The sequence below is a fragment of the Aliiglaciecola sp. M165 genome, assembly GCF_007197995.1.
GTDB lineage: Bacteria > Pseudomonadota > Gammaproteobacteria > Enterobacterales > Alteromonadaceae > Aliiglaciecola.
The window spans coordinates 191,370-209,940 of record NZ_VKKH01000009.1 but is presented as its reverse complement, the minus strand read 5'-3'; the positions used below and the strand labels follow the sequence as shown (position 1 = coordinate 209,940).

Genomic DNA, 18,571 nt, shown 5'->3' with positions numbered 1-18,571 from the left:
ATTTCCCCTGTACTTTTCTGATTGATCTATGGCTGCTTTGTTGCGTCTAAGTGACTTATTACAACGTCAGTGAAATCTGTAAAGACTCCATCTACCTTCAGGATGTTGAATAAAATATTGAGTGTCGATTGGGTCGTCAGACCTTCAGGCAATGCGTCGGCTCTAAAAGTATAGGGATGAATTTGTAATCCCTGTTGTTTAGCCAAAGAGGCTAATTGAGTGGGTTGCATCGCTTGCAGGTCAAACAGTTGTGGCATCCAAGGACCAATACCTTGTGCAACCTTAGCAATTTCAGCTAGTCCAGATGCAGTCCTTAAATAATTATAGTCAGACGTTGATTCAGCCCAGCTATTTTCTGCAATAAGCTGCACTAGTTTGACCTTTACGCCTAGCTCATTGCGTAATCGTTTGGTCTCTGCAAAATCAAAACACTGCACAAAAACATTACTTTCTAACCGGTCTAAATCGTAGCGCCGTAATATGTCGACGACTATTTGACTGATGTCTGCTCCTTGGGTTTTATGCCAGGCGGGTGACTTGATTTCCGGATAAATACCGACTTGCTTTTTAAACTGACGGTTCAACTGGTTAATAAGTTGAATGTGTTGCTCGAAAGTTGCGATTTTAAAGGTGGACATTCCTTGGTATCGCCCAGAAAAGACCTGTTGTCCTTGAGCATCAGTGCGTTCATGTTTATGTAAGGTTTGTAATTCTGTCAGGGTAAAATCGATCGCATAGTACCGCCCGTCTTTTCGAGCGCGCTTGGGGAAAACTTGCTCAACATTGGTTACAGATTCTAAGTGAATATCATGCAAGACCACTGGTACACCGTCTTTGCTCAATACCAAGTCTTGTTCAATATAATCAGCACCTTGGGAATAGGCCAAAATCGCCGCTTCAAGAGTATGTTCGGGCAAGTAACCTGAAGCGCCTCGATGGGCAATAACCAAGGGTTTGGCGATTAATAGTGTGCACTGAAAAAGCAACGCTATTCCCACAACAATTCGTGAAGTTCGACTCATTATCCCATCCGATCGATGTTATTTTGTTTGAAAATACATGGTTTTAAGTCAAGATAACAGGCTTAAAAGAATTTAAAAGAATCTGTGGAAAAGCAAATTTGACCCACAAACATGGAGATACTGATGACACATTCGGCAACAATGACAGTAGCACTGGGGCAAATTGCACCGGTGTGGTTAAACAAACGAAAAACCATTGATAAGGTACTGGAAACGATAAACCAAGCCGCCGATGGTGGTGCTAAATTGGTGACCTTTGGTGAGACCTTGTTGCCTGGGTATCCTTTTTGGGTGGAACGCACGGATGGGGCGCGATTTGAATCGCAGCGGCAAAAAGAGATCCACGCTCACTATCTTCGTCAAGCCGTTAGCATCGAAAATGGCGATTTGGATACAATATGTCAGCTAGCTAAACAACGAAAAATTGCCGTGATCATTGGTACCGCCGAACGGGCAGGAGACAGAGGTGGTCATAGTGTCTACTGCACCTTAGTTTACATAAATGAAATGGGTGTGGTTACTCATACACACCGCAAACTCATGCCCACTTACGAAGAACGATTAACCTGGTCGCCCGGTGACGGCAACGGCCTACAAGTGCAGCCATTAGGACGCTTTACTGTTGGTGCGCTAAACTGCTGGGAAAACTGGATGCCATTACCCAGAGCTGCGCTGTATGCCCAAGGCGAAGATCTGCACGTAGCGATTTGGCCCGGTGGTTTGCACAACACTAAAGACATCACTCGATTTATTGCCAAGGAGTCCCGTTCTTATGTGGTATCTGTCTCAAGCTTAATGCGCCCGGAAGACTTTCCTAAAGATACACCTTATCTTGATGATATTCTTGCTGATGCGCCTGAGTATATGGCCAACGGTGGCTCCTGTGTAGCAGCGCCCACTGGAGAGTGGATACTTGAACCTCAAGTCGGAGAAGAAAAGGTATATTTTGCCGAGATCGATCATGATGTTGTACTACAGGAGCGGCACAGTTTTGATCCCGTGGGGCATTATTCAAGACCAGATGTAACACAGCTTCACGTTAACCGGGAACGGCAAAGCACGGCAAAATTTAAAGACTAAATGTGCGCAGAGGATCTGCAGGCGACATTTTGCAATTGAATAAAATGTCGCCTTTTTGGCGAGGCAAGCTCTAGTTGTCAGTATGCGCCTGATGGCCGTAACTTAGTACACGGGTAACTTCCCATGTGCCTTCAGTGTCTCGCCAGACCATGACAAATTTAGCTTTGCCCTCACACTTTTGGCTCGAAGTTTGGCAAAAAACATGAACACCTTCAGTGATCGCCCCAAACCCTCGAATAGGACTGACTTGAAAAGTGTTTGGCAATAGTTTGCGCGTGAACTTTCCGCAGGCGTGCTTTTGCGTATTTTCTAGCATTGTTTCTCTATCCCAAGTGACACCGCCATTATCGTGATAGAACTCAACATCGGGTGCAAAGTAAGTTGCGTGTTTTTTCAACATTTTAGGGTCTTCACAACGATTAAAACTATCAAATGCAGCGTTATCTAATGAAAGCATTTTTTCTTGTAAGGACAGTTGCTCTGCACAGGCAGAGAATGTGTTGAATATCAGAGCTATTGCCAGCAATATTTTCATAACTAATTGTTTCACATGATTTTATTAACCTAATACTGTTATATCATAAGTACAGTTTTCTTTGAAAAAAATGTCGACTTATGTTTTTGATTGTGACGATTGCTTATTAGAAAAATAAAAGTACAGGTTAATAGCAGAGACAAAATACGCCCCAATTGCGACAACGATGCATGGTACCATCATCAAAGCCATACCCGTCATATATCCAAAATAGGCCATGGCGGTACTGATCAGTGCTATGCAAAACTCAACAAGTGTCATTCCTAATCCGCTTTTACTCGTTGCTTCAACGGGCTGTGGATATAGTTTTACTTTGTAACTCATCCTTGTCTCCCTTGTATTGGAGGGTAAGTCTGATAGTAGATTTTTAGACTTACACTTTTACCTGCTGAAACTGCTTCAGCTGCAGATCAGGATCAAACCTAATTAACCCCAATCAGGGATTGGGGTTAATTAAGGTTTCAATTCAACGTCTGAATCGGCTATCAAATAAATGGTCGTGGCATAAGCTGCAACGTTCTGTGCCAATTCATCTGGATCAATTTTGTCGAGGGTGTCATCTGGCGTGTGGTGCAAGTCAAAATAGTCACGACCATTTTGATTTAATCGAATAGTCGGAACACCTTTCGCCGCAAGAGGGATAATATCGGGTCCGCCACCTGGCACATCAGCTCCACCTCTGACGATCCCAAGAGGAGACAGTATTTTTCCAATCTCATCGATCAATATAGTAGCTTGAGGGTTAACGTTAGACACCAGTTGCCAAATAGTTTGTGCACCAAAATCCGATTCAGTAGCCAATACATGATTTTTTAAGTTGGCTTCATGCTGTTTGGCGTAAGCAAATGCGCCCAACAATCCCACTTCTTCGGCGCCAAACATGACGACGCGAATGGTTCGTTTAGGGCGCTTGGGTAACTTAGCAATAAGCGCAGCTGCAGCGGTAGTAATCGCGATACCCGCGCCATCATCGACTGCCCCAGTACCCAAATCCCAACTATCTAAATGGCCGCCAATAAGAACAATTTCTTCGGGTTTTTCGCTGCCAATCAGATCTAGGATAACGTTGCCACTGCTCACTTCACCTTTCCACTTTGATTCAGAGTGAAGCGATATTTCAATGGGCTTACTCAGGCTATGCAATCTGCGAAGGTGATCTGCATCGGGATTAGAAATGGCGATAACAGGTATAGTTGCCCACTTGTCACCGTCTTTGCTCATCATTCCTGTATGTGGGAATCGATGAGAATCGGAGCCTACCGAACGCACCACGAGAGCACTTGCGCCTCCGCGTTGGGCATGTTGCCAACCAATTCTGCGGCGTTGATTAGCATGACCGTAACCTGCACCCGTTTGGCTCTTCACCATGAGATCGCCATCCACAAATGCTATTTTGCCTTGCAACGCGCCATCTTTAACGTCGGTGAGTGCATGAATATCTCGGAAATAAACCACGTCAGCATTGATACTTTCTTTAGACGGAGCAGCACCGCCCAGCGCCGTGCCATACAGTTCTTGCTGGTAGGGTGAGGTAAGCGAGATGTGAAGATGTCCGCGATCCCAAAATGGCATGGTAAATTCTTCGATTGTTACTTTATCGAAACCTAAGCTTTCACCGAGTTCTTTCCCCCACACGCGAGCACGCTCTTCTGCTTCTGAACCGCCTAGCCGAGGACCAATTTCGGTGGTGAGAGACTCGACAATATCGAAGCCGAGATCGCTCTCAAGTGCTGTTTGCATCAGTTGCGTGGCGGTCTGTTTTTGCTCACTGGAGATAATGGCTTCGGACGCCAATACATGAACACTAAAAATACTTATCGCTACGCAAATGAAGAGGCGCTTGTGAAATTGCATAATAACTCCATTAACTAAAGGGTAGAAAGGCTGGGGTTAGACTATTGAGATCGTTTGATAAAGCAATAACGGCGTTCAATAATTGTTTGATTATCATAACGAAAAGCGCGCAACAATTCGATAAGACAGATAAATTTAATGCGCTGTGAAATAGACAGAGATTTTTACGTATCTGCGCAATAGCCTTTCAATCGCTCTCGACACCAAAAATAGTGTGTACGTTCATTCAGTGGGGAGTGTTAGGTGCATTTCTATGTTAGAAGAATAATACTAGAATATTTAGTAATATTCAGTTTACGCACACTGTACCTGCAAGAAACGTAATTTCTGCAAACGTATTCACGTTATCTTTACTTTCGCTGCTATGTATATGCGGCTACTCTTTTTTTAGTTTCGATCTATTTATCGGCTATAAAGCAAGATTATTGTTTTTTACTACTACAAAGAAAATCAAACTATGAATACCAAATTGCTCATAACATTCTTTCTTTTTCTTTTGTTTACAAAATTTAGCTTTGCTGCTGAATACTTGACCTTCTTTTTAGGAGGTCAATCTAATATGGATGGCTACGGCTATGTCGCTGATTTGCCTGAAAAGTTACGAGGCACACAAAGTACCATGATTTTTCATGGTAACGGTGTGTTTGACAATCAACCTGGTGGAGGGCTAGGTAAATGGACAAGGCTAAGACCTGGTCATGGTGCTGGTTTTAAGTCGGATGGCAAAACTAACGTTTATGCGGACCGTTTTGGTTCAGAACTAAGCTTAGCTTCGACGCTATCGAAAATGTATCCAAACAAAAAGCTAGCGTTTATTAAATATGCAGTAGGCGGGACGGGGCTTCATCTAAGTACTGGCTACAGTAATTGGTCACCTGACTTTCAAGACGGAGAAGGAAAAAACCAATATGACTTTGCGCTAAACACAATTAAAAATGCGTTTTCGGTTACCGATATCGACGGTGATGGCGAAGTTGATCGATTAATTCCCGCTGGTATTTTTTGGATGCAAGGCGAGGCTGATGCCCATGCGAGCCAAGCTTCAGCCAATGCCTACTTTAACAATTTGACCCGTTTGATGGGATTGTTGCGTGCTGCGTTTTGGAAAGATGATATCCCTGTAGTAATTGGTAAAATAACGGATTCGGAGTTAGGCGAAGAGGACTTAATGCCGTATATCAGGCGAGTTCACTTGGCCCAAGAGCAATTTATTGAGCAAGATATTTGTGCAATTTATATGAATCAAACTGAGCGTTATCCCTACAGCGAAAACGATCCTTGGCATTACCTAAGTGAAGGCTTTATTAAAATGGGGGAGGATTTTGCAAAGTCTTACACAGCGCTAGTTCAAGCTTGTCACTAACTTGGCGAATCAAAATAACATAATGATATGAAAAGCTGGCGAAACTAACAAAAGGGTCATGAATCATTTTCGCTCTGAAAATTTTAACTGAGACAGCAATTTTTCAATTTGACCTTCAGCATTTAATTTAAACAACGCTTTATGGAGTGTCTGTCTTGGCTGACGTACAGAACTTCTGTTCTTTGAAAGGTATAGTACAGCAGGAGTGTGTTCAAATTTTTTAACTACCTCAATATTGTGTGCAATATTAAGCTGCCTAATTTGAAAAGCTAAAGTGCTTTCGGTAGTGGCTAACATGTCGATTCTTTTTTTGATAAGCATCTCAAAACCAACTCGTGCAGTGGTGAGAGGAACTCGCTCGAAGTTTTTGCTTTCAACGAACCGCCAAAAATTATCTGTGTAATATCCACCTCGAATGAACCCTACATTGAGCACTTGCCGCAAACTTGAATGTTCAGTGAAGGAGGAGCCACGTTTTAATGTTATTAAAAACATGGTAGTCGGACTTACAATGCCAATACTTTCCGCAAATCTTTCAAAGTGAGGTGTCTGAGTCAATATTGAAAGATCAACTCGTCCAGCCTCTAACTCTCGCACCACGCGAATCGCGGGCGCTAAACTAATGTTGAATGGGATATTAGATTCTTTAGAAATCAGCTTCGCTATTTCAACAACTAAACCTGCTATTTCACCATTGGAGTTAACAAATGCATAGGGCTCTGATTCGACTGCCATGAATTCTAACACGTCACCACTTTGGGCCTGCGTGGGCGTTGTATAGAGGGTTGTGTAAATCAGCCCGATGAGTGTTAGCAGTTTAATAAACTTAACCCCTACGCAGATACAAACAAGAGCGACTCAAAATAAAATTATAGCAGTGTATAGGTTACTTATCTAAAAACTAGCCGACCCAATAACTAGATCCAAAATGTTAAAAAATGAGTGCTAGGTCAAATACTAAAGGCGGCACGCAGAAATAATTGTGTTACTAAATTATCGCTTCAATCCTTTTCCGTTATTGACATCAATGAGACTAAGACCAAGCTCCAGCGCCTTGATTGTATCAATGAAATCAAATTGTATTTTACACTGAGCATTTATCATTTTGAGCCAAACGTAGCGCAGGTTGTCAGGGCGCCGGCCAGTCCAAAATTCTTCAGTTTTGTTGATATAAGCAATCACTGGCGCAACGTGCCCATCGTGATAGATTCGGCGAATTAATTCGACGTCAGGACCAAACGCACTCAACACCGCCGAGTTGCTTACTTCAAGCGACTGCAACAACTCTTTAAAGGCTAGTTCATAGTTGCCTTGTCGGTATGCGAGCCAAGCTCGAGCTATACCCACTGCATGTGATTCACTACTAAAGCGATCAAACACATCGCCAGCAATTTGTTGCTCTGCACTAAGCGCTTCTGCATGGTCAAAAATATGATCAATTTTGGCATTGACCTTTTCAATGGCGTCGAACTGTGCGCTGTACTTAAGATGTCTGCTTAAATCGCCAATCACTCTGTAAGGGTTATTGCTTGTCGCTAAGCTTTGTTCATAGTTGCGAAGCGTTTCAGCAAATAAACGACGATTTTTTGACTCGAAATGAACGAATCTCTGTTCCATATACTTATGATATGCAGGGTCGTCACAGCCTAGTTCATAATTAGCATAGGCATTCGAAATTGCTGTTATGCACAATAAGATTGCGACTAAAGGTTTTATCATCCGACACATCATATAAATACAGTATATCTCTTGTACTTAAAACGCATGCAGAATGATCGCTAAAAATTTGCTGAAAACTTGTGTGAAGGCGCTTTAACAGCAATAGGAGCGTATGGATGGTGCCTTTGCGAAACTAGCGAGTTAAGGACTCTAATGTGAAAATCTACGTGATTGCTGGGGAGTCGAAAGATAATGACAATACGTCAACGCTAAATCGGTTGATTCGCTCTGTTTTTTGCTACTTACGGTTACTAGTCATGATACTCGCAACCGCAAGTCAGCAAATTTATATGGTGAAATTCAAGGACAAATTAACACCTTCTATTTAGCGATTATCTCTCTTTATCGTAGGAAGCATGACACATAGACTTAGTAACATTAACAATAGCGTAGTTGGGGCATTAACTTGGTTAACCGTTAATGACAACTGAGGCGCTGAAATAAAGTCTGTCGCAGTCACAACACTTGGCCCCCAACCGCCACCGTCAGTCTCAAGACCCACAAATGAAATGCCTAAAAAACTGCCACTAAGCGCCATTCTATTTGCGTTGATGAAGTCTGAAAAATCGATAGAAAAAAGATTTGGGTCACCCATAAAATTTTCGACGTATGAAACGTTTGTAATCTTAACGTTGTCATTTTGATCTGCATCACTTACGTCGGCCACGCCGTTTCCGAAATAAACATTTATATCAAAAGTTCGCAAATGTGAATCTTCGTTAAACTGGGTTTCGTGGAAAACATTGTTAGAAAAAATAGAGATATTCAGCAATGCCTCTTGGACAATTGATGAGCTCAAATCAGGGAGTAGATACTCCAAATTATTAATTCTCGCATTACCTGGAACACCTGGGTTAACCGTGTTATTGAATGGATCCGGTTCGAATGTTTCATAGATACCGTCTCCGGAACTATCTAGATTTGAAAACTGGACCGTCGGATCAAGTATTATTGAGGCAGATGCTTTTCCCAAAAAAACAGATAAAGCAAAAATTGCGATTAGCGCGAAGGAGTTTTTCTTCATATTTACTACCGTGTAAGTGAATATTATTATTAGATAGCGAATGCTCAAACCATGTTTGATTATTCAACTGCAGAAAAAAAGCACAAATCATGCCGAATATAATATCCATATAAATCAACATCCTAGTAAAGTGTCAAAAAGAAGTGTAAAGAATGTTGACTACTAAGTCTTGCCGTTAAACTCACACCAATTTTAACTTCTGCCGGTGCGACTTTTAATCGTTTTACCTATTGCCAGTTTAGAGTGATTTGAAATGCGAAATATGTGGGTGTCCACGGCTATGGTTGGCCAGCCAAAACGTTAGAAAATGGACAGGGGTTAATCTTGATTATGATAAATGCCGTCAATAAGTGACAACAGTATAGCTTTATGTCTTGGCAGGCTAGTTGTTGTATCTTCAGCGGCAACAAGATTTCCGTCTAATCTCATGCTTATGTAGCCGTGAATCATTGACCAGATAGCAATCGCATCAGTATCAATATCAACACGACGGCATATATTCTCTTGTTGCAGTGATGCAAGCAGTGCTGAGTAGATACGATCCATTTCTTTCGCAACAGCAGGATTATCTTGATCGATCAATTGGCGTTGCCAAAGCAATTGATAACGATTAGGTGTGCGAAAAGCAAATCTGAAGCAGGTATCTGCAAACGCCTGAATAGCTTGTCTTGGGTTATTTTTTATTGCGGCTACTGATTCTATGGTTTGATCCGCTAAATCGGCAAAAATCATTGCGGCGATGGCTGTTAGCATTGCCCGTCTAGATGGGAAATGATTGGCAGGCGCCGAATGAGCTACACCTGCATTTCGCGCTATTGCACGAATGGTAACCGCTTCTATTCCTTGCGTATCAAGCAATTCTAATCCTTCGCGAAGTAACTCAGACCTTAAGTCTCCGTGTTTTTGGCCTGCTGTACGTTTCAGATTCGTCTTCAAATTGACACCGTCTATTTAATTCACTATATTGACACTGTCAATTTTAGCATCCCTCATTATTCTAACCAAGTTTAATGATAATTTTTAAAGGGTATTCCATGCATCCAAACTATATTTTTTGGCCAGTATTGGCTCAGATTTTCCTAACCCTAACATTGTTTATTATTCTTGGTATGAGAAAGACCAAAGCGGTTAAAGCTGGTGAAGTTGATCGCAAAAAGGCTTCGTTGGACAATAGGGTTTGGCCTGAGGATGTAGTTAAAGTTTCTAACAATATCGCCAATCAATTTGAAACCCCTGTTTTGTTTTATATTCTCTGCTTGGTAATCTATTTGATCAATGCCGTCGACATGGTTGCTATGGTTCTGGCCTGTTTGTATGCAGTGAGCCGATATGCTCACGCTTATGCCCATGTTGGTAGCAATTTTGTTCCGATGAGATTTAGAATATTTTTATTTGGCAGTGCGATATTGATCTTCATGTTCATATTTGTCGCTTGGAATCTGGCTGCAAGCTTCACAATTACATAATCAACATGGGCTCACCGCAAAACATATTGAAAATCAACAGTCGCTTACGACATTGAACGATCGTTAGCCGCTTTTTACTGTCATAGCTGTTTTTAGGTTACTTTTATAAATTATTTTTTTAGCGTTCCACTCAGTGCCTTTTTCATTGCATTTACAGTTATTTTTGCTCGATATTCAGTCAATAATTTACCTACTTCTACTAGCTCATCAATTGATTTGAACTCTACCCCATGAATGGCTAACTTACCGTTTTTCATTCGCGAGCTGGCTCGCACTGTATCTGGGTTTATAACTGACATAATAGATTCATAGTGCAAATCTGTATGTATGTTATTTCTAAATGAAGTTTTTATGTCTGGCTTTTGCACATAACCCAACTTTTTCAAGTAATCATAGCTCCAGATATCTTCAGCGTAATATTCAGGAATGTAAAACACATGTTCAGTTTCACTCCACCAGCTTGAATTTAGAGAATCTGCTACAAATTGCATTCCATCCTGATTGCCACCGCTATCACCTATTAAGAATATATTTTTGAACCCATGTTGACGCAGGCTATTGCAGATATCAGACAATAATGCAATGAAGGTACTCTGACTAATACTGATTGTACCCGGGAAATTCATATGACCACTTGGTGGTGTAATATTTCCTTCTGGAACAAATTGAACAATAGATGAGATCAACATTTTTCCGTGCTTTCTAGCAATAGACTCAGTAGTCGCTCTGAGCACATAATTATGTTTACCCGTTACCACATTTGGTCCATTTTGCTCTATTCCACCTGTTGCAACGATTACCGACGTCATACCGCTTCGTAAAGCAAGAGCAATTTCTCCTGCGGTCATTTCTTCTAGAAAAACCGTATCTACGCCACCTATTGCCTCATCCCAGATGTCAGGGAGAGCTGTTTCTGCTCGGGTTGGTAAAGCAAATACGACTAGAAACAAAATTACTCTGTGTTTTTGAAAAAAGGCTACAACCATGATTTTTCCTTAGTTAAGAGTATTTATTGAAATATAACTGATGAAGGGATCTTGTTTGCTAATAGGTCTGTTCAGTTATTTATCTTAAGATCTATAGCTGATAAACCAGAATGTGTCGAAACATGTTAAACGTAAAACGTCGCTAGCTTTACAGCTACTTTGTTTGAGTAGCTGAGATTAGAGAAATTAAAAACGAACGTCCGTATTTTGATCTCAACTAGTCTGTTTTATCCTAAAACTCACACAAGTCTTCAATAATACAAGAGCCGCAGCGCGGCTTGCGCGCCATGCAAGTGTATCGCCCATGCAGAATTAACCAATGGCGTACATCTACTTTAAACTCGGCCGGAACAACTTTTTATAGCTTCTGCTCCACCTGATCAACATTTTTGCCCATGGCTAATTTAGTGCGATTGGAGACGCGAAATATGTGGGTGTCCACGGCTATGGTTGGCCAGCCAAATGATAAGAATACTAGAGTCGTCGTATTGAGAAAAAGAGCTATTAGGTTTGGCATTATCGGAAAGTCTGAAGGTATTAGCTTCAAACATGCATGATTCATGTATTACAATCGTGGCTAAGAAACAATTGTCTAGCAGGAATATGCGGTATGACGTTAACTTATATTCTGAATAATCGTAAATCGCTAAAAGAATTGACTGAAAAACATATCAGCACGCTCAGCTTAGTGACGTGCGCGCGAATGTTTGCCAAATATTTATGCACTTCCGCTTGCGCCTTTATTGTATTGACACTTTATTGTGTTATGCATAGCGCTGTTGTTCAAGACAGTGATTTTGGACTATTTTTATCGCTTCGCTGGTCATTTGATGTTCTTATTTTCTGGTTTTTAGCTGTCCCCGTGCTTACTCAAGGGATAATAAAAGCCACCCTGTTCGGAAGAACTGCTGCAAGATTAACAGGGTACAGTGTAATCGGTTGCCTCACTGTAATCTTCGGATTGGCGGCGCAATCATTCATCTGGGATTTAGATCTTGAGTCTACATTGAAGCTGGCTTTTCATTTTATACCAGTGGCGTTGCTGATCTATGCAAGTCTTTTATCTTTCACCTTATTCAATACCAACGTAGATAAAAAGTTGTCTATTACTAAACCAGATGGACAAAAGAAAACTAGTTCAGGTGCTCCAATACAATCCCTATTGGTCACTAAAGGGAATCGAGAGCAAGTTATAGGTATCAATGATATTTCTTTAATAAGCAGCGCTGGCAATTACGTAGAACTGTCCTTGGCTGGCGAAAAATATTTGTATCGAAGTACCTTAAAATCGATATTTTCCGTTTTAGAAGACCAGGGCTTTATTCAAATTCATAGAAAATATATCGTCCAGGTAAAATGTATCGACAGCGTAAGTGGATTGGGTAGCCAAAGTCCTGGTGTTACATTAATTGACGGTACATTTCTGCCAGTTGGTAAGCGGTTTAAACAGCGCCTAGTGAGAATGAGAAAACTAGATATAACGCAGCAGGCTCACATCGAATAAATTCATCACGCCAAGCAATAGGTTTGTCACAAAAACCTTTGTTTTCTGATCCTCTCCAGTTAGCTTGTTATCAAATCTAACTTGGAGACATGTCATGAAAGCTTTTACTTTTTCAATCCTTTTTTTAAGTTCGTTAAGCGCTGATGCTAGCTCAGACAGCACAACCTATGAGAATGACGTGGAATATTTGACACAATTAAAACAACATATCTGGCCTGCTATCTACAAAACTTCAGATGTAGCAGGACTTGACGATTTGACCCACCCAGATTTTGTTATAGTCGATCCACAAGGAAAAACCACGTTCAAAGCGCAAGAGTTAAATTTTTTGAAAACCTACACCTGGCCACACGATGAATTTGAATACCATATCCAACGATTGAATATTTTTGAAAACGACACGGCAATTGTTGCTGGACAAGGTAGGGCATCGGGAAAGAATGAAAAAGGCGACTACTGTTTTACTTATGTGTCAACAAATGTGCTAATCAAGATGAGCGGAAAATGGAAAGCCATCCAGTCCCATGTGTCAGGTTATCAAGGAAATTGTAAGTAAGCCCTTTGCACTCACTTAACAACATAAAATTGACGGTTGCTATCGATTTTTCTGATGTCAGCATTGCTCCGTGCAGTTAAATCAGATCCCATTTAGTCTTCAGTCTTTTCTTTAAACTCGCACAAGTCTTCAATAATACAAGAGCCGCAACGAGGTTTGCGAGCAATGCAAGTGTAGCGCCCATGCAAAATCAGCCAGTGGTGTACATCGACTTTAAACTCGGCAGGAACCACTTTTAACAGCTTCTGCTCCACCTGATCAACATTTTTTCCCATGGCTAATTTAGTGCGATTGGAGACGCGAAATATGTGGGTGTCCACGGCGATTGTCGGCCAGCCAAAGGCGGTATTGAGCACCACATTTGCAGTTTTTCGACCGACACCGGGCAGGGCTTCGAGTGCTTCGCGGTTTTCTGGCACTACTGAACCGTGTTGCTCAACGAGGATGCGGCAGGTTTTGATAACATTTTCTGCCTTGGCATTAAACAGGCCGATGGTTTTAATGTATTCCTTTAGGCAGTCGACGCCTAGCGCCAAAATTGATTCTGGGGTGTTGGCGACAGGATAGAGTTTGTCGGTGGCTTTGTTGACACTGACATCTGTAGCCTGGGCAGAGAGGATCACAGCTATTAGTAGTTCAAATGGTGAGGAAAAGTTTAATTCTGTTGTCGGGTGCGGGTTGTCATCGCGCAACCGTGTCAGAATATCATGGCGTTTGGTTTTATTCATTGTTTTTCTCAGAACCTATGAGCTTAGCTATCGGCGGTTACACGGGCCCGTTGCACGGTTTTTTCTTCACTAGGTGTTACCACCCAAGATTCTACTCGTCGATCTAACGCGTTTTTGAACGCGATAAGTAAGCCCATGCCTAAAAAGGCACCGGGGGGCAAAATGGCTAATAAAAATGGATTTTCCGGCTCGAAAACCGTGACTTTGAGGATAGTCGCCCAGTCGCCTAACAATAAGTTGGCGCCGGCAAACAGCGTTCCGCTGCCCAAAAGTTCGCGCATGCCACCGAGAATGACCAATATTGCTGTAAAACCTGCGCCCATCATTAAGCCGTCAAACGCTGCATACTTAACTGGGTTTTTCGATGCATAGGCTTCTGCTCTGCCGATGATCGCACAGTTTGTCACTATCAGCGGAATGAAGATCCCTAAAGATTCATAAAGGCTAAAGGTGTATGCGTTCATAAGTAATTGGATGACTGTCACAAATGCCGCGATGACCATGACAAAAATTGGAATGCGGATTTCGTTAGGCACCATATTTCTCACCAATGAAACGGTGCAGTTAGATCCGATCAATACTAGGGTAGTGGCTAATCCCAAGCCCAATCCATTGACCACTGTCATGGTCACTGCCAACAACGGGCATAAACCCAACAATTGCACAATTGCCGGGTTGTTTTTCCACAGGCCTTGCCAACTTAGCTCTTGGTATTCATTCATGACTGATCACTTGAAGTAGACGTGTCGGGTTTAGCATCACTTGCACCTTGTTCGCACTGAACCGCACTATTGAATAACTTTGACTGGTTCTGCTTCGCAAATAAGGCTGCATTTTTCACCGCGTTGACAACCGCTCTAGGTGTGATGGTTGCGCCTGTAAACTGATCAAACTGTCCACCGTCTTTTTTCACTTGCCAATCATCAAGGTTATTATCAGTGACGGTTTTGCCAGTGAACGACGTTATCCAATCGCTCACCCGCAGTTCGATTTTGTCGCCCAGGCCAGGGGTTTCTTTGTGATCCAATACCCTTACGCCACTAACTTTACCCTCAAGGTCAACGCCAACTATGAGTTCAATTTTACCACTGTAACCATTTGGCGCTGTTGTTTCTATCGCCATCGCCACAGGTTGATTTTGCTTGCGAGCCAAATAAATCGCATGAGGCTGGTCGGTACCCAAAAATTCCTCATTTACAGCAATTGTGCAATCGTGATGAATATCATTGTCATAACTTTCCGCAGGGATAATCGCATTAAGTATAGAAAGGCGTTTTTGCACAAGTTGTTGTTCAATTTTGTCCTTGGTGCCGGTGAAGGTTAGGGCAATCATGGCCGTAGTAGCCAATGCAAAGCCTGTCAGTATCATGCCATTGTTAAGTATACTTTTTTTCATGAGCCTGACTGCTTATCTGAATCTTTTGCTTTGATTGCTTTATTATGACCAGAGCGATGGCCATAAGTGCGTGGTTGGGTGTAATAATCGATCAACGGCACTGCCATATTCATAATTAGCACCGCAAAAGCTATGGCATCTGGATAGCCGCCCCAAGTACGAATAATGTATGTCCAAAGTCCAATACCGAACCCAAAAATAAATCGGCCTCTATTCGTTGTCGAAGCCGACACAGGGTCTGTTGCGATAAAGAACGCGCCCATCATTAATCCGCCGCTGAACAAATGGAACATAGGGGATGTGTACAGTCCATCATCGGTAAGGTACATAATTAATGAAACCACACTAATCCCTGCAATGACGCCGCCAGGTATATGCCAATTGATGACTTTAAGTTTCAATAACAAAAGACCACCCAAAAGATAGGCAGCATTGATCCAGAACCACCCTACACCCAAGCCTTTTTCGAAGATTGCACCTTGGAAGCTTTCTTGTACTGTCATTCCCTGACTGACCGCGGTTTTCACCGCATCTAGTGGCGTGGCTAACGTGTAACCATCTATGTGCGTGCGCAATTGCTCAATACTGTAGCCTTCAGCGCTAAATCCAGTAAAAATAATGCTGAATGAGTCGGAGAAGGATTGAGGAAATTGGCTCATTTCCTGCGGAATTGCCCAGGTCGACATTTGCACTGGGAACGATACCAACAACATTACGTAAGCTGCCATCGCCGGATTAAATAAGTTGAATCCCAAACCGCCGTATAATTGTTTAACAATGGCTATTGCGAAAAAACTACCAATGACGGTGATCCACCAAGGAGCAAAGGGAGGGATGCAAATTGCAATTAAAAATGCAGTAAGCAGCGCACTACTATCCTTGATAGCTGTTTCAAAATTTTTCTTGCGCATTTCAAGAATTGCAGCTTCGGTAACGATAACGGTTAGCGCAGCTATTGCAAAATGTATAAGTGCTCCGTATCCGAAAAACCAAGTTTGCAAGGCCAAGCCTGGAATACCCGCGTAAATCACTAAACGCATTACCTGTCCGGTAGTGCGCTTGACACGCTGGTGCGGAGAGCTTGCCATTTTAAAACTCATAAGAGATTAATTTTCATCCTTTTCTGACTGTGCCTGCAGTTTTGCTTTTTTCGCTGCGTCTCGTTTAGCCTTGGCTTGCAGGTTTTTCTCTTTCGCTTTTGCCACAGCGGCTTCGACTTTTTGTTTTCTAATTTGTGCAGCTGTAAGTTCAGGCGTTTCTTGTTGCTTACTTTCTGCCGGCTTGGTGGCCTTTTTAGCGCTTGATGGCTTGGGGGCTGATTTGCCTTCAGCAACAGGTGCTTCTTGCTGCGCTTTTTGTAGCTGTCTTTTGGCCTTGGCTTTAGCAATCGCTGCAGCAACTTTTGTATCTTTGTCAGATTTAGCGTTCACTTTAGAATCTTCTTTAGAAGTGGGTTCTGCGGTTACCGTTTCTGTGCTTTGCTTATCTAACTCTTTTGCTCTAGCCGCTTTAGCGGCTTCGCGCTTAGCTTTAGCTTTGGCGATCGCAATAGCAACTTTTTCTTTTTTTACTTCACTGGGCTTTTCCTGAGCTTCGGGCTGTGCGGGTACCGCATCGGGCGTTTCACTTAGCTGTGCTTTAGCTGCGGCGCGTTTGGCTTTGGCTCTGGCAATCGCCGCCGCGACTTTGTCTTGTTTGACTGTTTGGGATGATTCAGGCGTTTTCGTTACCGATGCAGAAGCTGCGTCTTCTGTTGAGGCGGCGTCAGACGCTGTGCCTTGCTTTTTAGCCTTAGCACGTGCAAGGGCAGCTGCTATTTTATCTTTTGCGTCACTGCCTTTTTCACTCATTGCTTGACGTCTTGCTTCGGCCGCTTTGGCGTGTTTTTCTTCGCGTTCTTTTTGCTCACGTTCTAACCTGGCTTTACGCGCTTCAAATCGCTCACGTGCCTTATCTGCCTGGTCTTTTTCATGTTGCTGATTGCGAATGTCAGATTTAGCAATACGGTAATAATGCACTAGCGGAATTTCACTGGGACACACATAAGCACAGGCGCCACATTCAATACAATCAAACAAGTTGTAATCTTGTGCTTTGTCGTATTCTTTGGCTTTGCTATGCCAGAACAATTGTTGAGGTAATAAACTGGCAGGGCAAGCATCTGCACAGGCACTGCAGCGAATACAGGGTTGTTCAGGTCCAGGCTCTGCGACTTCTGCTGCCGATGGTGCGAGTATACAGTTGGTGATTTTTACTACTGGCACATCAGCATTGATGACATCGAAGCCCATCATGGGGCCGCCCATGATGACCTTCGCTTGACGTTGCTTGTGCTCTCGATATTGTCCAAATTCCAACAAATGAGAAATCGGTGTTCCTATCGGCGCCCATACGTTTTGAGGGCGCTTGAACGCTTCACCTGTTAAGGTAACCACTCTTTCAATTAAGGGTTTGCCACTAAAAATGGCATCGGCTATGGCGTAACAAGTGCCCACGTTATGCATGATCACGCCCACATCAATAGGCAGACCTCTTCCTGGAACTTCACGATTGGTCAAGACCTGGATGAGTTGTTTCTCTCCGCCTGCGGGGTACTTAGTGGGAATCGACACAACGCGATACTTGGCGTTTTCCTGACAGGCCACCTGCATAGCTTCGATAGCTTCAGGTTTGTTGTCTTCAATGGCAACAATCACCATTTTAGGTGAGAGCAAATGCACCAAAACGTCAATACCCTGACGAATTTGCCACGCATGCTCTCGCATTAATCTATCGTCTGAGCTGATGTAGGGTTCGCATTCCACGCCATTAACGATGAGGAACTCGACATCTTTTTTGGGCGACGCCTTGATATGAGTTGGGAAGCCTGCACCCCCCATGCCGCTGATCCCAGCGTTACATATTGCCTCGACTATCTGCGCTTTGGGTTTCTGTTGGTAATCCAAAATGGGATTCAGCTCAATCCATTTTTCGAATTCGTCTGTGCTGATTTCGACGCTTAGCTCTTTTATCCCAGATGGGTGCGCGGAAACATGGGGGCCAATATGCGTAACCGTACCTGATGACGGAGCATGCACTGGCACGGAAAAAGGATTGGAACTGCGGGTTAGGGCCTGACCTTTTAATACTCTGTCACCCACCTCAACAACAAGATTGCCTTCAACGCCAATATGCTGTTTTACCGTGACATATAACTTGGCCGGCATCGGAATTCGCGCGATGTCTTTTTGATTCGACAGGGTTTTAAATTCTGGTGGGTGCACACCACCTGGAAAATCCCAAAGCCGGTCTTGGTTGAGGCGGTTTACGATGTCATCGTATTGATTATACAAATCCTA

At 42.8% G+C, this 18,571-nt stretch carries 19 protein-coding genes and 2 pseudogenes; 5 read left to right on the top strand and 16 right to left on the bottom strand.

Annotation, left to right across the window (positions count from 1 at the left end; all coding sequences use genetic code 11):
* Window positions 1-26 precede the first annotated feature (26 nt).
* Window positions 27-1,022: a glycerophosphodiester phosphodiesterase gene (gene glpQ, locus FM019_RS18490; RefSeq protein ID WP_143837470.1), complete on the bottom strand. Its 996-nt coding sequence runs from the start codon at window positions 1,020-1,022 to the stop codon at window positions 27-29.
* A 123-nt stretch (window positions 1,023-1,145) separates the two neighbouring features.
* On the opposite strand from glpQ, the gene FM019_RS18485 reads away from it, so the two are divergent.
* The gene (locus tag FM019_RS18485) at window positions 1,146-2,102 is read left to right on the top strand and encodes a carbon-nitrogen hydrolase family protein (RefSeq protein WP_143837468.1); all 957 of its coding nucleotides are present in this window, start codon (window positions 1,146-1,148) and stop codon (window positions 2,100-2,102) included.
* 70 nt (window positions 2,103-2,172) lie between these two features.
* On the opposite strand, the gene FM019_RS18480 is transcribed toward FM019_RS18485, so the two are convergent.
* The 3 genes from FM019_RS18480 to FM019_RS18470 all read right to left on the bottom strand — a co-directional run bounded on the left by FM019_RS18480 (window position 2,173) and on the right by FM019_RS18470 (window position 4,491).
* Window positions 2,173-2,652: a nuclear transport factor 2 family protein gene (locus tag FM019_RS18480; RefSeq protein WP_260681671.1), complete on the bottom strand. Its 480-nt coding sequence runs from the start codon at window positions 2,650-2,652 to the stop codon at window positions 2,173-2,175.
* 63 nt (window positions 2,653-2,715) lie between these two features.
* Window positions 2,716-2,961: a hypothetical protein gene (locus tag FM019_RS18475; protein WP_143837467.1), complete on the bottom strand. Its 246-nt coding sequence runs from the start codon at window positions 2,959-2,961 to the stop codon at window positions 2,716-2,718.
* 129 nt (window positions 2,962-3,090) lie between these two features.
* Window positions 3,091-4,491 (bottom strand): M20/M25/M40 family metallo-hydrolase, encoded by a 1,401-nt coding sequence (locus FM019_RS18470; protein ID WP_143837465.1) that lies wholly within the window; start codon window positions 4,489-4,491, stop codon window positions 3,091-3,093.
* Window positions 4,492-4,948: 457 nt separating this feature from the next.
* Here FM019_RS18470 and FM019_RS18465 point away from each other — a divergent pair, with 457 nt between their 5' ends.
* A complete protein-coding gene (locus tag FM019_RS18465; protein ID WP_143837464.1) occupies window positions 4,949-5,854 on the top strand; it encodes a sialate O-acetylesterase in 906 nt (301 codons plus the stop codon).
* A 63-nt stretch (window positions 5,855-5,917) separates the two neighbouring features.
* Here the strand turns inward: FM019_RS18465 and FM019_RS18460 are convergent, their stop codons facing one another.
* The 5 genes and pseudogenes from FM019_RS18460 to FM019_RS18440 form a co-directional block, all read right to left on the bottom strand.
* On the bottom strand, window positions 5,918-6,601 hold the full coding sequence (locus FM019_RS18460; RefSeq protein WP_143837462.1) for a substrate-binding periplasmic protein: 684 nt from the start codon (window positions 6,599-6,601) through the stop codon (window positions 5,918-5,920).
* Between the two features lie 246 nt (window positions 6,602-6,847).
* Window positions 6,848-7,573 carry a hypothetical protein gene (locus tag FM019_RS18455; RefSeq protein WP_143837460.1) on the bottom strand — a complete coding sequence of 242 codons (726 nt, stop codon included), beginning with the start codon at window positions 7,571-7,573 and terminating at the stop codon, window positions 6,848-6,850.
* A gap of 325 nt (window positions 7,574-7,898) precedes the next feature.
* Window positions 7,899-8,597, bottom strand: coding sequence for a hypothetical protein (locus FM019_RS18450; protein ID WP_143837459.1), 699 nt, complete (start codon window positions 8,595-8,597; stop codon window positions 7,899-7,901).
* Between the two features lie 216 nt (window positions 8,598-8,813).
* A pseudogene (locus FM019_RS21050) lies at window positions 8,814-8,894 on the bottom strand (endonuclease III); the annotation flags it as partial.
* A gap of 21 nt (window positions 8,895-8,915) precedes the next feature.
* Complete coding sequence (locus FM019_RS18440; RefSeq protein ID WP_260681670.1) at window positions 8,916-9,533, bottom strand: TetR/AcrR family transcriptional regulator; 618 nt, start codon at window positions 9,531-9,533, stop codon at window positions 8,916-8,918.
* Window positions 9,534-9,631: 98 nt separating this feature from the next.
* Here FM019_RS18440 and FM019_RS18435 point away from each other — a divergent pair, with 98 nt between their 5' ends.
* Window positions 9,632-10,063 (top strand): MAPEG family protein, encoded by a 432-nt coding sequence (locus tag FM019_RS18435; RefSeq protein ID WP_143837455.1) that lies wholly within the window; start codon window positions 9,632-9,634, stop codon window positions 10,061-10,063.
* Window positions 10,064-10,173: 110 nt separating this feature from the next.
* On the opposite strand, the gene FM019_RS18430 is transcribed toward FM019_RS18435, so the two are convergent.
* The gene (locus FM019_RS18430; RefSeq protein WP_143837454.1) at window positions 10,174-11,049 is read right to left on the bottom strand and encodes a creatininase family protein; all 876 of its coding nucleotides are present in this window, start codon (window positions 11,047-11,049) and stop codon (window positions 10,174-10,176) included.
* Between the two features lie 232 nt (window positions 11,050-11,281).
* A pseudogene (locus tag FM019_RS18425) lies at window positions 11,282-11,518 on the bottom strand (endonuclease III); the annotation flags it as partial.
* Between the two features lie 234 nt (window positions 11,519-11,752).
* On the opposite strand from FM019_RS18425, the gene FM019_RS18420 reads away from it, so the two are divergent.
* Both FM019_RS18420 and FM019_RS18415 read left to right on the top strand, forming a co-directional pair.
* Window positions 11,753-12,553 carry a LytTR family DNA-binding domain-containing protein gene (locus tag FM019_RS18420; RefSeq protein ID WP_185969342.1) on the top strand — a complete coding sequence of 267 codons (801 nt, stop codon included), beginning with the start codon at window positions 11,753-11,755 and terminating at the stop codon, window positions 12,551-12,553.
* Between the two features lie 94 nt (window positions 12,554-12,647).
* Window positions 12,648-13,109: a nuclear transport factor 2 family protein gene (locus FM019_RS18415; protein WP_143837450.1), complete on the top strand. Its 462-nt coding sequence runs from the start codon at window positions 12,648-12,650 to the stop codon at window positions 13,107-13,109.
* Between the two features lie 92 nt (window positions 13,110-13,201).
* Here FM019_RS18415 and nth read toward each other — a convergent pair whose 3' ends face one another.
* Genes nth through rsxC form a run of 5 tightly spaced genes read right to left on the bottom strand, consistent with a single transcriptional unit; the run spans window position 13,202 to window position 18,565 of the window.
* Entirely contained in the window at window positions 13,202-13,837 is a 636-nt protein-coding gene (gene nth / locus FM019_RS18410) for an endonuclease III (RefSeq protein WP_143837449.1), read from the bottom strand.
* Window positions 13,838-13,860: 23 nt separating this feature from the next.
* Entirely contained in the window at window positions 13,861-14,559 is a 699-nt protein-coding gene (locus FM019_RS18405; protein WP_143837447.1) for an electron transport complex subunit E, read from the bottom strand.
* On the bottom strand, window positions 14,556-15,233 hold the full coding sequence (gene rsxG, locus FM019_RS18400; protein WP_143837445.1) for an electron transport complex subunit RsxG: 678 nt from the start codon (window positions 15,231-15,233) through the stop codon (window positions 14,556-14,558). Before rsxG ends, FM019_RS18405 begins: the two co-directional genes overlap by 4 nt.
* Window positions 15,230-16,333: an electron transport complex subunit RsxD gene (rsxD, locus tag FM019_RS18395; RefSeq protein WP_143837444.1), complete on the bottom strand. Its 1,104-nt coding sequence runs from the start codon at window positions 16,331-16,333 to the stop codon at window positions 15,230-15,232. The genes rsxG and rsxD overlap by 4 nt, the downstream gene beginning before the upstream one ends.
* Window positions 16,334-16,339: 6 nt before the next feature.
* Window positions 16,340-18,565: an electron transport complex subunit RsxC gene (gene rsxC, locus FM019_RS18390; protein WP_143837443.1), complete on the bottom strand. Its 2,226-nt coding sequence runs from the start codon at window positions 18,563-18,565 to the stop codon at window positions 16,340-16,342.
* Window positions 18,566-18,571 lie beyond the last annotated feature (6 nt).